14 protein-coding genes and 1 pseudogene are annotated in these 14,802 nt (G+C 48.4%); 14 read left to right on the top strand and 1 reads right to left on the bottom strand.

What is annotated here, in order from left to right; translation table 11 throughout:
• The first annotated feature begins 39 nt into the window (after positions 1-39).
• The 14 genes and pseudogenes from JYB84_RS11495 to JYB84_RS11430 all read left to right on the top strand — a co-directional run bounded on the left by JYB84_RS11495 (position 40) and on the right by JYB84_RS11430 (position 12,082).
• Positions 40-1,248 (top strand): O-antigen polymerase, encoded by a 1,209-nt coding sequence (locus JYB84_RS11495; RefSeq protein ID WP_207320212.1) that lies wholly within the window; start codon positions 40-42, stop codon positions 1,246-1,248.
• Between the two features lie 32 nt (positions 1,249-1,280).
• Positions 1,281-2,393: a glycosyltransferase family 4 protein gene (locus JYB84_RS11490; RefSeq protein ID WP_207320211.1), complete on the top strand. Its 1,113-nt coding sequence runs from the start codon at positions 1,281-1,283 to the stop codon at positions 2,391-2,393.
• A gap of 188 nt (positions 2,394-2,581) precedes the next feature.
• Positions 2,582-2,707, top strand: a pseudogene (locus JYB84_RS11485) (NAD-dependent epimerase/dehydratase family protein); the annotation flags it as partial.
• Between the two features lie 67 nt (positions 2,708-2,774).
• Positions 2,775-3,911 (top strand): IS481 family transposase, encoded by a 1,137-nt coding sequence (locus JYB84_RS11480; protein ID WP_207320209.1) that lies wholly within the window; start codon positions 2,775-2,777, stop codon positions 3,909-3,911.
• Entirely contained in the window at positions 3,908-4,189 is a 282-nt protein-coding gene (locus JYB84_RS18525) for a GDP-mannose 4,6-dehydratase (RefSeq protein WP_207320208.1), read from the top strand. The genes JYB84_RS11480 and JYB84_RS18525 overlap by 4 nt, the downstream gene beginning before the upstream one ends.
• Before the next feature lie 56 nt (positions 4,190-4,245).
• Entirely contained in the window at positions 4,246-4,587 is a 342-nt protein-coding gene (locus JYB84_RS11470; protein WP_407695997.1) for a sugar phosphate nucleotidyltransferase, read from the top strand.
• A 19-nt stretch (positions 4,588-4,606) separates the two neighbouring features.
• Entirely contained in the window at positions 4,607-5,497 is an 891-nt protein-coding gene (gene rfbD, locus JYB84_RS11465) for a dTDP-4-dehydrorhamnose reductase (RefSeq protein WP_207320207.1), read from the top strand.
• A 79-nt stretch (positions 5,498-5,576) separates the two neighbouring features.
• On the top strand, positions 5,577-6,125 hold the full coding sequence (rfbC, locus tag JYB84_RS11460) for a dTDP-4-dehydrorhamnose 3,5-epimerase (protein WP_207320206.1): 549 nt from the start codon (positions 5,577-5,579) through the stop codon (positions 6,123-6,125).
• Between the two features lie 129 nt (positions 6,126-6,254).
• Complete coding sequence (locus JYB84_RS11455; RefSeq protein WP_207320205.1) at positions 6,255-7,421, top strand: nucleotide sugar dehydrogenase; 1,167 nt, start codon at positions 6,255-6,257, stop codon at positions 7,419-7,421.
• 62 nt (positions 7,422-7,483) lie between these two features.
• Positions 7,484-8,497, top strand: a complete 1,014-nt coding sequence (locus tag JYB84_RS11450) for an NAD-dependent epimerase (protein WP_207320204.1) — start codon at positions 7,484-7,486, stop codon at positions 8,495-8,497.
• 295 nt (positions 8,498-8,792) lie between these two features.
• Entirely contained in the window at positions 8,793-9,605 is an 813-nt protein-coding gene (gene cysQ / locus JYB84_RS11445) for a 3'(2'),5'-bisphosphate nucleotidase CysQ (protein ID WP_207320203.1), read from the top strand.
• 40 nt (positions 9,606-9,645) lie between these two features.
• Positions 9,646-10,542: a fructokinase gene (gene mak, locus JYB84_RS11440; RefSeq protein WP_207323199.1), complete on the top strand. Its 897-nt coding sequence runs from the start codon at positions 9,646-9,648 to the stop codon at positions 10,540-10,542.
• A gap of 128 nt (positions 10,543-10,670) precedes the next feature.
• Entirely contained in the window at positions 10,671-11,402 is a 732-nt protein-coding gene (locus JYB84_RS11435) for a YdcF family protein (protein WP_207320202.1), read from the top strand.
• Positions 11,399-12,082 carry a DUF2982 domain-containing protein gene (locus JYB84_RS11430; RefSeq protein ID WP_207320201.1) on the top strand — a complete coding sequence of 228 codons (684 nt, stop codon included), beginning with the start codon at positions 11,399-11,401 and terminating at the stop codon, positions 12,080-12,082. The genes JYB84_RS11435 and JYB84_RS11430 overlap by 4 nt, the downstream gene beginning before the upstream one ends.
• A 291-nt stretch (positions 12,083-12,373) precedes the next feature.
• On the opposite strand, the gene JYB84_RS11425 is transcribed toward JYB84_RS11430, so the two are convergent.
• The gene (locus tag JYB84_RS11425; protein ID WP_207320200.1) at positions 12,374-14,686 is read right to left on the bottom strand and encodes an OmcA/MtrC family decaheme c-type cytochrome; all 2,313 of its coding nucleotides are present in this window, start codon (positions 14,684-14,686) and stop codon (positions 12,374-12,376) included.
• Between the last annotated feature and the right edge of the window lie 116 nt (positions 14,687-14,802).

Genomic DNA, 14,802 nt, shown 5'->3' with positions numbered 1-14,802 from the left:
TATGTATTCATGTCTAGATTTTAACCTTGGGAATTTTGAATGTTTTCTCTGATTAGTATCGTAATACTTGTTATTGTATTGATAGCATTCAACATTCCAAAGCTACCTGTTTTTCTATATTTTATTTCTTTTCTGCTTTTTTCTATTGCTTTAGATGGAAATGAGTTTGGATTATGGGACTATATGTATGTGCACAATGTTGCAATCAATACACTGAATGTTTATTTTTACTGGTTTTCATTTTTAGTATCGTTTTTGATTTTTTGTTTTTTTCTAAGGACAAATGGACGTAATAATTTTACTTTAGATATATATTCAAGAGGGGTAAATTTAGTTCTTCTCCGTAATATTGCACGTTCATTTGCGGCTGTAGCTATTATAGCCACTATTTTAAATGTTTACAGAGTTGGTGACATGCAACTCATATTTATATCTCCGAGAGTGTGGGAAAAAACTTTTGGTCGGTATGTTATTTTAAATTATCTTTATTTTTTACATCTTTGTGCTATCCCTTTATTTATTTGTTACTTTAAGCACCCATTAATAACTTCTCTTAAATTTAATAAAAAAATATTGGATGTTATTCTGTTTTTTTTATGTGTTATAGTATCCTTTTTTCACGGTATAAAATTTACCGTTCTTCATGCATTTGTTTTTGCTGGATTTTCCTTTTATATTTTTTCCGATTTCAAGTTCAATAAATACATATATATATTAGCTTGTACCTTCTTGTCCTTTATACTTTCGTTTTTTATTTTTATTAGAGGGGGAGGGGGCGGTGGTCTGTTAGGCTATATAACTAGCGCTAGCGTAAACTCTATATACTTAATAAATATTAATGAGTTTTATAACGTTGGAAAGTTTAGTTCTTTTTTTCCTTTTTTTGAACCAGACTTCATTTTTAAGATTGTTGACCGACTATCAGGTGAGTTTCAAAGTAAAGGAGTTGGTGATTCAAGTGGTTTCTTTTTGAATGATAAATTTAATTTATTTTCAGGTCTAACAATATTGTCATTTACAGGTCCTGTTGGATTTGTTTTTTGGTCAATGTTGCTTAGTATTTTAATAAAAAAAATGTATAACTTAAATAGTTTAAGTAGATGCTTTTTATTGTTGCATTTGCTTAACACTTGCCTAATGCTTTTTACTGCATGGGAGTTTTATAAGCTCAAGTTATTATACGTTCTTATTGTTGGGCATTTTGTATCTTTTTACGTTATGCGTTCAGGTAAGAACATCAATATATAATAGGTTTTTAGTTTGGTTATTTGTGGGTTTAAATGAAATTATTATTAGTGTCAAATACAGCTTGGTCTTTATACAATTTTAGGTTGGGGTTGATAAAACGTTTGATCGCAGATGGTTTTAAAGTCACCGTTGTCTGCCCATCTGATAGTTTTTCAAGTAAGCTCGTATCTATAGGTTGCGAGGTTGTTGATTTTTCGTTGTCTGCAAAAGGTGTTAGTCCAGTAGAAGATTTTTTTGTTTTTATTAGACTACTTTTTTTATACAAAAAACTGAAACCAGATTTGGTGATTCATTATACAATAAAGCCCAATATTTACGGTTCAATTGCAGCAAGGCTACTTTCAATTCCTTCACTTGCTGTTACAACAGGCTTGGGGTATACATTTATTAATAGTAATTTTGTTTCAAAAGTAGCTAGAGTTCTCTATAAATTTTCTTTTAAATTTCCCTTCCAAGTGTGGTTTTTAAACGAAGATGATAAAACAGTTTTTATCGAAAGCAAGCTTGTTTCTGCGCAAAAAGCTGTTGTTCTAAATGGTGAAGGTGTTAATTTAAACTATTTTTCTCCGGTTGTTAATGATAGGCGCGATGATAAAGTACGATTTCTTTTAATAGCTAGAATGCTTTGGGACAAAGGAATTCGTGAGTACGTAGATGCTGCTAAGTTAGTTAGAGAGTCAAATCCTGATGTGATTTTTCAACTTTTAGGTCCGTGTGACTCTAATAATCCTAGCGCTATTGGAAACGATATAATTGATTTATGGGTTAAATCTGGATTAGTTGAATATCTTGGTGTTACTGATGATGTACGTCCTTATATGGCAGCTGCAGATTGTGTAGTTCTACCGTCATATAGAGAGGGTATACCTAGAACTATGATCGAGGCTGCAGCTATGGAGAAACCTCTTATAGTCAGCAATGCTCCAGGTTGTCGCGAAGTTGTATTAGATAATTTGAATGGATTTATTTGCGATGTAAGAAGTGCAGAATCACTTGCTAGTTGTTTTGATAAAATTATTTATATGACAGGCGAACAACGTGCTCTAATGGGTAAGTTTAGTCGTGAGTTTATAAAGACAAAGTTCGATGAGAAATTGATTATTGATCAGTATTTAACAATGTTGAATTTTTTTAATAAAGCTTAGTTTGAGATAACTGTATTTTACTTTAAGGGCTTGTTGTAAAAATGAAAGTGTCGATTGCCGGTACGGGCTATGTAGGCCTCTCAAATGCTGTATTATTAGCCCTGAAACATCAAGTGTTTGCTTTTTGATATTGTCGCCGATAAGGTTTGACCTTTGCTGATAAGCGGCAATGATTATTGAGCACAGACATGAAGATTCTTGTCACGGGTGGCTGCAGCTTTATCGGTTCGGCATTGATGCGTTTGCTGATTGCAAAAGGGCATAAGGTGGTCAATGTCGACAAGCTCACCTATGCGGCTAACCCTGAGGCACTGGTGTATAGACCGGAGACATAGGTTACAAAACGTTCGGACACATAGGTAACACTTTAAAGTAAGTGGTATGTCAGATTTTGAGGATGCTGATATGCCCTGGAATGAGGTGTTAGTGATGACCCTAAGACAAGAGTTTACTGCCCTAGCGAGTAAACCAGATTCAAATGTCAGCGCTCTGTGTAGACGCTTTGGGATTAGCCGTAAGACAGGCTATAAGTGGCTTCACCGTGCCACTGATAATGACTCTATGGATGACCGCTCTAAGCGCCCGAAATCAAGCCCTGCGCAAACTGCGCATAATATCGAAGCACTTATCTTGGATGCTCGACTAATGCATCCTGAGTGGGGCGGTCGGAAGCTGAAAAGGCATCTGGAAAACCTTGGACATCGCAATCTTCCTGCTGCGAGCACGATTACTGAAATCCTGCGCCGTAATGATTTGCTGAAGCTAAGTTCTGCAGAATCAAAACCAAACTGGCAACGGTTTGAACATGAAAAGCCAAATGACCTGTGGCAAATAGACTTTAAAGGTCCACTATCCATTAGACAGGAGCAATGTCACGCCTTAACGGTACTGGATGACCATTCCCGCTTTTCCTTGGGTGTAAAGATAACTAAAAGACAGAGTTACGAAGAAACTCGATTCCATTTGTCAGACATATTTAGGCGCTACGGACTGCCGGATGCCATGACGATGGACAATGGGACTCCATGGGGAAATCCGTATGGTCGTTGGACACGTTTTACCTTGTGGCTACTGGATTTGGACATTGCTGTGAGTCATTCCAGGCCCCGTCATCCGCAAACTCAGGGTAAAGATGAACGATTTCATCGCACTTTGAAAGATGAGCTCTTAAATCGCAATGAGTTCAGTGACTTGGCCCACTTACAACGCAAATGCGATGAATGGCGTATTCAGTACAACCAGCTTAGGCCTCATTGCGCATTGAACTTGGATGTACCAGCGGCTCACTACGAAATCAGTAGAAGAGAATTTAAGGAACAAGTTCCTGAATATGAATACAGTTCAGAGCATGCAGTCCGTATCGTGAACCCCAATGGACGGGTCAAGTTCAAGGGAAAAGCTTATACCGTAGGTGAAGTGTTTGGGCAGTTGAAAGTTGGGATAAGACCCACGATAGAAGACGGGGTTTATGCTGTATTCTATCGACACAAACAAGTGGGAAACATACAACTAGAATGACTAGTAAATGTGTAACCCAAGTCTCCGAACAAAGTGTTTACCATGTCTCCGGTCTATACACACTGGCCTGCGTCGCGAATTCGCGGAATTATTATTTGGAGCAACTGGATATTTGTGATCCAGAATTATCGGCGATTTTTCAACGTTATAAGCCCAATGCGGTTATCCATACGGCGGCTGAAAGTCATGTGGACAGGTCCATAGATGGTCAGGCTGAGCTCATACAAATCAATTTACTGTGTACCTTTAAGGTGCTTGAAGTATTGCGAGAATATTGAATTGCACTCAATGGGAAGGCCAACTCGGGGTTCAGATTACTATTGATGATAATCGAGTGGTTGACATTGCGAAAACACTCAAGCCCTCGGGGCGAGGAGAGCTTGAAATCACCGATATCAATAATGCCTATCTCGCAAACAATGATCTGCACGTAAGCCTGTTTTGTCGTAGCTTTGCCTGGCTGGACACTGGTACCCATGACGCCCTGATGGAAGCTGGTCATTTTGTGCAGACGATTGAGAAACGTCAGGGACTCAAAATTGTTTGTTTGGAGGAAATCGCTTTCCGTCAAGGCTGGATAGATAAAACCACTTTGCTTAAACTGGCTGCCCGATATCAACAGTCCGGCTATGGCGACTATTTGAAAGTCGTGGCTTTAGAAGTGTCCGGTTCATAGGTTTATTTTGGGTATAAAGATGAAAGTGTTGATTACCGGTGGCAAAGGACTGGTGGCGAGGGCTTTGCAGCAAACATTGCCAGAGGGATGGCAGTGTGTTGCACCTGGGCATGCGGAGCTGGATATAAGCGATGCCGACGCTGTCACCGCTTATGTTGCCATGGTGAGACCTGATGTGGTGATTAACTGCGCGGCATACACGGCAGTGGATTTGGCCGAGCAGAATTCTGAGCATTGTTACGCAGTGAATCGCGATGGCGCTGCTATTATTGCCGAGACGACCGCTGAGGCAGGTATTCCTCTTATTCATCTTTCAACCGATTATGTGTTTGATGGTTTTAAGAACGGACTATACACCGAAGATGATCTGCCAGCGCCTTTGTCCGTGTACGGCAAAAGTAAGTTGGCGGGGGAACAAGCGGTTCTGGCGGCCAACCCCCGACATATCATTTTGCGAACTTCCTGGGTATTTGCCGCCGAGGGTAACAATTTTGTCAGTACCATGCTGCGGTTGGCTAGGGCTCAGCTCGCCGGCGAGGGTTCAGTCTTGAATATAGTGGCGGATCAGGTAGGTGGCCCAACCCCGGCAAAAGATCTCGCTATAGCGATTTGGACCATAGTCGCCAGCATTGCGATTGATAAGGTTCAATGGGGCATTTACCATTACAGTGGAACGCCCTGTGTGAGTTGGTTTGAGTTTGCGTCGCGGATTTTCATCGTCTTCACAGAGCAAGGTTTGTTGCCAGCAATGCCAATATTGCGCCCCGTCACTAGTACTGAATTTGGTGCCAAAGCTGCCAGACCGAGAAATTCCTGTCTGGATAACAGTAAAATTCACAATACATTCTTGCTGTCGTCACCTGATTGGCCCACGGCGTTGCGTGATGTGCTTAAGGCGCGCAAGAATTGATACACACTTAGCTGTGTCTGTTATGCAGTAGTAACGTGCTGATGCCAAACGTGACTCTTCATCTAGCTATCAAGATCTTATGAAACTTATTCCGACATCTATACCAGAAGTAGTGCTGTTCGAACCAAGAGTTTTCCATGATAACCGGGGTTTTTTCATGGAAAGCTGGAATCAGGCAACTTTTGATGCACTGATTGGGGAAACCCGTTTTGTGCAGGACAATTATTCTCGCTCTAAAAAAGGTACGCTCAGAGGTTTGCATCTTCAACTCAACCACCCTCAGGGGAAATTGATTTGGGTGTTGTCCGGCACTATTTTTGACGTAGCCGTGGATATGCGTCCTAAATCAGCTACTTTTGGGCACTGGACCGCACAAATTTTGTCAGTCGAGGAGCATCGGGCTCTGTGGATCCCCGAAGGTTTTGCACACGGTTTTTATGTGTTATCTGAATTTGCCGATGTGCTCTATAAGTGTACAGATTTTTATCATCCAGAAGATGAATTGACTCTGCACTGGCAGGATCCAACGACGGCCATTGACTGGCCCTTAGATGTTGATCCAATAGTATCCTGGAAAGATTCTCAAGGGGGCGATTTTGCTACTGTAGTCGAAAAAGTAAACGGTTAAGTTGGTGACTCGGCAGTATGTAAAAAGGTTTTGTTTCGTCGCCGGTAGAGCCGGGAGTATGATCGGCTGATGTTTACCGGATGTAAGTTCAATTTTTACCTGTAGTTTTTTAGGAGATAGGCAGATTTTATGAAGATTGCGGTAGCGGGTACAGGTTATGTAGGTTTGTCCAATGCAGTGCTCTTGGCGCAGCATAATGAGGTCATTGCGGTTGATATTGTCGCTGAGAAAGTCGAATTAATTAATGCGGGTAAATCACCCATAGTCGATACTGAAATTGAGCGATTTCTGGCTGAAAAGCCACTGCAATTGACAGCCACCCTGGATGCAGAACAGGCCTATCAAGATGCTGATTTTGTTGTTATTGCAACCCCTACCGATTACGACCCGGCGACCAACTATTTCAATACCAAGTCGGTCGAGGCTGTTATTGCGAAGGTTATAAAAGTGAACCCTCAGGCGGTGATGATCATCAAGTCCACTGTGCCTGTGGGTTATACCAAAGCGGTGAGTGAAAGGTTCGGCAGTGACAATATCCTCTTTTCACCGGAGTTCTTGCGGGAAGGGCGGGCTCTATACGACAACCTGCATCCCTCCAGAATAATTGTCGGTGAAGACTCTGAGCGGGCTCGGGTATTTGCGGGGTTGCTCCAGGCTGCGGCGGTTAAACAAGATATCCCTGTGCTCTTTACCGGCAGCACAGAGGCGGAAGCTATTAAGCTGTTTGCCAATACTTACCTGGCGATGCGGGTGGCCTATTTCAATGAGCTCGACACCTACGCCGAGACCCATGGCCTGGATACCAGGCAGATAATAGATGGTGTTTGCCTCGACCCTCGTATTGGTGGGCATTACAACAATCCCTCCTTTGGCTATGGCGGTTATTGTTTGCCCAAGGATACCAAGCAGTTACTGGCCAATTACAACGACGTGCCCAATAACCTGATTGCCGCTATTGTGGATGCCAATACCACCCGCAAGGACTTTATTGCCGACTCTATTATTCGCAAGCTGCCAAAAGTGGTTGGGGTATATCGCCTGATTATGAAGGCCGGCTCAGATAACTTCCGCGCCTCTGCGGTTCAGGGTGTGATGAAACGCATCAAGGCCAAGGGGATTGAGATGGTGGTTTATGAGCCGGTACTGAAAGAGGATGAGTTTTTCCGCTCACGGGTTATCCGCGATCTCAATGAATTTAAACAAATGTGCGATGTGATTATTTCCAATCGCATGGTTGATGAACTCGCCGATGTGGCTGATAAGGTCTATACCCGGGATCTGTTCGGTCAGGATTAAATCCTGTTGGCATGAAAGAATAAATGCCGCCGTTGGCGGCGTTTTACATTTGAGAGGTTGATATGAAGTATTTGGTGACAGGCGCAGCCGGTTTTATCGGTGCCCGGGTGGTTGAATTTCTCTGCCGTGATGGCCATCAGGTAGTGGGCATAGATAATCTCAACGACTATTACGAGGTCAGCCTGAAGCAGGATAGGCTTGGGAAGTTGGCAGACCAATCCAATTTTTCTTTCATTCAGATGGATCTTGCGGACAGAGAGGCGATGGCCGGGTTGTTCGCCAGGGAGCAATTCCAACGGGTCATTCACCTCGGTGCCCAAGCCGGTGTGCGTTACTCCATCGACAACCCAATGGCCTATGCGGATGCGAATCTGGTGGGCCACCTGACCGTGCTTGAAGGCTGTCGCCATCATAAGGTCGAACATCTGGTGTATGCCTCTTCCAGTTCCGTCTATGGGCTGAATCAAAAGCTGCCTTTTGCCACAGCCGACAGTGTTGATCACCCTGTGTCTCTGTATGCGGCGACCAAGAAGGCAAATGAGCTCATGTCTCACAGCTATTCCCATTTGTATGGTCTGCCGACCACGGGCCTGAGGTTCTTCACCGTGTATGGCCCTTGGGGACGCCCCGACATGGCCCCTATGCTGTTTGCCAAGGCAATTATGGCCGGTGAGCCCATCAAGGTATTTAACCAGGGGGAGATGAGTCGCGACTTCACCTTTGTCGATGATATTGTTGAAGGCATAGTACGGGTGGCGGATTTACCGCCGACAACCCAAGCTGACTGGACCGTGGAGCAGGGGACACCGGCAGAAAGTTCGGCCCCTTATCGGGTGCTCAATATCGGCCACGGCAGTCCGGTAAAACTGCTGGATTTCATTGAAACGCTTGAGAATGCACTGGGGCGTAAGGCTGAAAAAATCTTGATGCCTATGCAGCCCGGCGATGTGAAAGCCACCTGGGCTGATACCGAAGATCTGTTCAAGCTGACGGGTTACAGCCCCAAGGTGGGCATTAAAGAAGGCGTTGAGGCCTTTGCCAATTGGTATTTGGACTACTACAACTGCGCTCGTTAACTCCTCTATGGCCTGCGTTTTTACCTTCTCTTGGTAAAAGCGCAGGCTTCCTTGCTCACTGCCTTTCACCCTGACCTCAAGCCAACACTACCGTCCCGGCTTATCACCCTGTTTCCGGTATGCGCTGGAATGCTTTTGACCTGAATACGAATGCACAAGGGCCTGCGGGGCTTTCCTGCCCCGGCCTGCTGGCTTAGTATCATTTCTCGGGAATATGATGAATTTGTTATAAATCCGGGGATGCTGAAGTGGCATAATGGCCGGCAGTTTAGCCTCATGTATCCCGGAGAATCCAATGACAATCATCACCATAGGGCCTGAATTACTAGACAATTTGGCCGACATGGCGCGCCGTGCCGGTGATGCCATTTTGGCCATTTATGGCCGTGAGCAATTTGATGTGGCGCTCAAAAGTGACGACAGCCCGGTCACCGCGGCAGATTTAGCCAGCCATGCAGTCATTATGTCGGCCTTGTCGGAGCGCTATCCCGGTGTGCCCGTGTTGTCGGAAGAGGCGGAGGTGCCCTGGACGGTACGGCAAGGGTGGCAGGAGTACTGGCTGGTGGATCCCTTGGACGGTACCAAGGAATTCATCAAGCGCAATGGCGAGTTTACCGTCAATATTGCTCTGATACGTCAGGGGCAAGCGGTTGCCGGTGTGGTTTACGCCCCCTGTTTTGGAGGGGAAGAAGGTCAGGGCGCCTGTTACGTCGGTGCCAAAGGCCTGGGTGCTTGGTTGAGAGTGCCAGGTGAACAGGCAAGGCCACTGACAGGAGCTGAGCATGTCAGACCGGTACCCTTGGTGGTCGGCAGTCGCTCCCACGGCTCGCCCGGGCTCGAGGCTTATCTGGCCGAGTTGGGCGAGCATGAGCTGCTCAGCGTTGGCAGTTCGCTTAAGTTTTGCATGCTGGCCGAAGGGCGGGCCGATCTCTACCCGCGCCTTGGGCCCACCAGTGAGTGGGATACTGCGGCAGCCCAGGCCGTATTGGAAGCTGCCGGTGGCAAGGTGCTGGAATATGAAAGCCGTCAGCCCCTCAGGTATAACCAAAAAGAAAGCTTGCTCAACCCCTGGTTTCTCGCTTTGGCGCCAGGGCAGGGCACGGAATAACAGCACTATGTGAAAGTGCTGACAGAAAGAGGCAAGTTTCATTATGCGTATGGGTATTGATCTCGGTGGCACCAAAATAGAATTGGTTGCCCTTGGCGAAGAAGGTGAAGAGTTGTACCGCAAGCGGGTGCCAACGCCCCGTGAATATGAGGGGACCCTTCAAACTCTGACCGCCCTGGTGCAGGAGGCCGAGGCCGAGCTGGGCATGAGCGGCACCGTGGGTATTGGCATCCCGGGCGTGGTCTCACCCTTTACCGGCCTGGTAAAGAATGCCAACTCTACCTGGATCAACGGCCATCCGCTGGACCAGGACCTGGGGCAACGCCTTAACCGCGAAATACGGGTGGCCAACGATGCCAATTGTTTTGCCGTATCCGAAGCCGTTGACGGCGCCGCTGCCGGCAAGGGTGTGGTATTCGGCGTCATCATAGGCACAGGTTGCGGCGCCGGTGTTGCCATCAATGGTCGGGTGCACGCCGGTGGCAATGGCATTGGCGGCGAATGGGGTCATAACCCCTTGCCCTGGATGCGTGCCGATGAGTTCAATACCACCCAATGTTTCTGTGGCAATGCCGACTGTATTGAGACCTTTGTTTCCGGTACCGGCTTTGTCAGGGACTTCAATGCCCATGGTGGCAATGCCAAGACGGGCAATGAAATCATGGCCTTGGTTGAGCAGGGTGATGAGCTGGCCATTGCAGCCTTTGAACGCTATATGGACCGTCTGGCGCGCTCCCTGGCCCATGTGATCAATGTGCTCGACCCCGACGCCATAGTGCTCGGTGGCGGCATGTCCAATGTTGAGGCCATCTATCCCAAATTGCCGGCACTGCTGCGAAAATACGTGCTCGGCGGTGAATGTGATACTCCAGTGGTGCCAAACCGTTTCGGCTGCTCCTCCGGAGTTCGCGGCGCCGCTTGGCTGTGGAGTAAGTAACGCCACTGCGATGACCAAACGCCAGCCCCGGGGCTGGCGTTTTTGTCTCTGCAGCAGTTATCCTTATCCACCGGTCCGTATTCAAGAAAGGGCCAGCGGCTAACCTTGACCGATAAGGAGCTTGGTCCATGTTTTGGTTGAAAAAAATCCTCTCGCTGTTTGTTATGCCCTTGCCACTGGTGCTACTGCTGATACTGCTGGCATTTATCCTCATTCGCTCCCGCGCCAAGGCCAGGTTCCTGCTGGCCTGTGCCGCCGTTTTGCTGCTGGTGTTGTCCATGCCCTGGGGCAGCAAGTTGTTAACCGCTCCTTTAGAGGCGCAGTATGAGGTCAATCGCAGCCCCATTGAAGGAAGCTGCCAGGTGATGGTGCTGGGCTCGGGACACGATGACGGCATAGCCGGCAGTGTGGTGCAGCAGTTGTCGCCTACTGCTTTGGCGCGCCTGACCGAAGGATTGGCCCAGCTGCGCCTTGGCAAGGATTGTGTGTTGATTGTCAGTGGCTGGAATGGTGGCCGTGGTCGGGCACACGCGGACGTGATGGCGGAGGCGGCCGTCGAACTCGGTGTGGCACCCGACCGAATACTGCGTTTGCCCGAGGCTCGGGACACCTTGGAAGAGGCCGAGTACCTGAGCCAAATTCTTGGGGATGTGCCGGTGCGCCTGGTAACCTCCGCCACCCACATGCCCAGGGCCATGGCGATTTTCAAACTGCGCGGTATCAAGGCGGCTCCGGCGCCCACGGATTTTTATGGTCGCAGCGGCTACTGGTGGCGTCCCGATGGCAGCTTCCTGCTTGCATCCCAGCGGGCAATCCACGAATATGTGGGCCTTTTCTGGTTTTGGCTGAGGCATGCATGACATCTCCCCTGTTCACCGTTAAACCCCGCGCCAAGCACAATGGCCTGACCCTGAGTCTGGGAGGGCTGGTGCTGGCACTGTTGGGGCTGGGGATTTTTCTCAATTCTCAGTCCTTGTTTGCGCTGGGACTAACCTGTTTTTCTCTTGGGGTGCTCGCCATGGTGCTTGGCTGGGCTAAATTGGCCGAGCCCGACGAAAGCCTTATCGGTGATGAGCAGGGATTTACCTTTAAACACCGTCGTGGTCAGTTGTATGTACGCTGGGACAATATCCAGCGCATCGATATTCCGCGGGTGTCCCATGGCTTGGAGCAATTGGACTTACCCTTCATTGGCCTCAGGCTCTACGCCATCAATCCTGTGCTGGACTCCATTTCCCCCAGACTGGCTACGGGCCTGTTGTCGGAGCAAAGGCCGCTGATGATGACGGCTGTCGCCAATGAAGAGAGCCTGCAAACTCTGGAGGCTTATCTTGGGACCGAGTTTACCCCGCTTATTGTTAACGGTGAGCGCTACCGCGGGGTACTGGCGATGTTTGGCCATCGCAGTGAGCTGTTGGCCAAGCATTTGGGCTACCATCTGTATATTCCTGCCGATGCCCTGGATAGGGAACCAATGGAGGTGGCGCGGTTGCTGCGTCAGACCCGGCAGGCGCAGTTGGCGGACAACCCGCCTGAATAACCCGTCGTTGATTACCTTTCTGCCGGAGTAACCCTTCGACCTCAAACCTTCTTTTCATGGCCCGGGTAAACCTTATGGTGGAGTCATATCCGCCTATGATGATGAGGCAATTCTGTTTTTGGTGCCGGGTTAAAGCGGCAGGTTTTTCCGAGTATATAGACTGGCTCACTTCCGGTTATCAAGAGAGTTTTACTTGCCGTTATAGCAACTGGTCCGTCGCAATAAGCCCACAGAGTTGAAGCATAAGAAAGGGGACCCGCAGGTCCCCTTTTTTACGTCTAGCTTGAGCTATTAGTTGGCGTGCATCTTATCGACACCGAATTCCTTGCCTTCGGCGTGACAGGTTGCGCAGCTTTCAACCGGCAGGTCCTTACTGGTTGCTGCATCACTGGCAACTATGGCGCCCATGCTCTTGAAGTGGGCCAAGGCTGCGTCATCAGAGTGCTCGTGACAGGCGCGGCAGGCTTCGGCCACAGGTGTGACATAGTTACTGCCCACAAGTACGGCACGCTTGCCGGATGTCAGGCCACCATCGGCGGCGAAGAACTTGGCATTGTCCTGGTGACAGGCGCTACAGTCGTTCTCAACCCCAGGGAAACCATTCAGTTTCATGTCCTTGTCACGGTAGATTGCTGGAATACTGCGTCCTGCATCCCAGTTACCACTGTGGAAACGGTGGGCAACAGTCACCAGATCTCTCTGTCCAAAGGTCAAACCCGGTACAGTGGCGAATATCCTGTTGCCGTCAACGTCTACAGTTCCGGTGTCGTATTGCACTGTGGAGTGGAAAGACATTCCGGTGTTTTCGTTGTGACAGTTCATACACTGGGTGAACTCGGTTACACCATGGGTACCCTTGATATGGGTCAGGTTCTGGTGGCAACCGTTACACTTGGCTTCATCTATGGTGATCCTGCTTGGGTCATCCATACGGGCAACCACAGTGGCACCTGATGGGTCGTCCAGATTGAAGTAAGTGAGCGGGGCAGAGTTGGCCAGGCCGTGGTCCACACCAAACTCCAATCCTTCCAGCGCTGTTCCGGCGCCATCACGACATTTCACCACTGCACCTTTGTCTGCGCACACCTGTACTTCGGCAGTCACATAAACAGTACCTGTCAGTTTGGTTTCGTCAAATTCCTTGCTGTTGGTTAAGATGCCGCCCGCAAGGGTTGCGCCGCTGGTGATGCTGATAGCAGCAGATGTGCCGTTCAGCGCGGTTACACTGCCATTGGCATCAATATTACCGATCAGCATACCGCGAGTAGTGCTGGTCATGTAATCGCTCAGCACAGTGCCATCGGCCACTGGCGCACCGTTCATGGTGATTTTGGCAGTGACTGTCAGAGTCTTCTTACCATCGCCAGGAGTTGGGTCTGTGACTGTGGCTGTTTGAGCTTCAATTTTGAAGAGATTGGCGTACTCGGCGCGTTTACCCACATTGTGGACAACGGCAGGGCTCAAGCCTCCAGCACCATGACAGTTCTTACACTGGGTGTCATTTGTCTGCACCAGGCTGAACTCTGAGTGGCCTTCACCTGTGTCGTAGTTGACATTGATATGGCAACCTTTACAGGCTTGGCGATACAGATTTTGCTCCCAGCTGTCGCCATTATTGTGGCAGCTGGTACATTCACTCAGTTCACCTGGGAAGCCGATTTCACCAAAGTACTCCTTGGCTTCGCCTGACAGGTAATCACTGATGTGATGGCCGGCGTGGATACGGTGGATCATGGCACCAAAATCAAACACCCAGCCTTCGGCCAGTTGTTCTTCAGAGGGCTGATTGTCGGGGTTGTGGCAGGTGATACAGTTTTCCGGATTTTCATAGTTGCCGTGAGCACGGATCTTGGCAATATGACCATCCTGATTACCGTGACAATTCATACAAGCTTCCACTGTCACTGTGTCTTTGCCGGTATCGGCCACCAGTTCACCGGTTGCAGGGACAAAGTCCAGTCGATCCGACAGTACCTTGCCGGAGACGCTGTTGCCTTCGCTGTCTTTAATGTTGTAAGCGCGCATAAAGAAGCGGTGGGTGGCATTTAAGTCATCATTGGGATTCATGATGGGCGCGGCACCATCATGGGTCCAGGTGCCGGTATAGGTGCCTGGTTCGCTGGCGTCTTCCACCATGGTACAGGCATTTCCGGTACGGCCACGGGAAGTGTAGGTACCTGTCAGGGTACAGTACATGGAAGAGCCAAGGCCCTGGGTCATGGCATTGTTAACCCATTGCAATGGCGCACCGTCACCAGAGGTGTTTTCTTTAACTGTCACCGAGTACAGGGACACCATGTCAAGTCCGGTAAAGGGCACTGTCTTGCCCTGCGGGGTTTTACCCATTGCTTTGAACTTGATGGCAAAGGTGCCACTGCCGGCAACATTGATGTCGGCGGGTTGAATTTCAAAGGTCACATCGGCAGCCGAATCCACGTAAGAAACTGTAGATCCGGCAGGTGCGCCGGGTGTGCCTGGGGTTCCTGGAGTACCTGGGGTACCGGGTGCTCCATCTTGGCCATCTTTCCCGTCCCCGCAGGCGGAGAGGGTCAGGGCACTGAAAAGTGCCATGGCCATCAGAGATTTATTGTAGTTTTTCATCATCGCGTCCCTTTGTAGCCTTTCAGACTGCGTATGCAGTACCTTAACTATAAGGTGCTGCTCCTATACATAAAGAGGTAATTACTTCTTTGTTTTGTATTTGTGAACAAAGACTTAAA

The sequence above is a fragment of the Shewanella cyperi genome, assembly GCF_017354985.1.
GTDB classification, from domain to species: Bacteria; Pseudomonadota; Gammaproteobacteria; order Enterobacterales; family Shewanellaceae; genus Shewanella; species Shewanella cyperi.
This window is presented reverse-complemented; position numbering and strand designations above follow the sequence as displayed.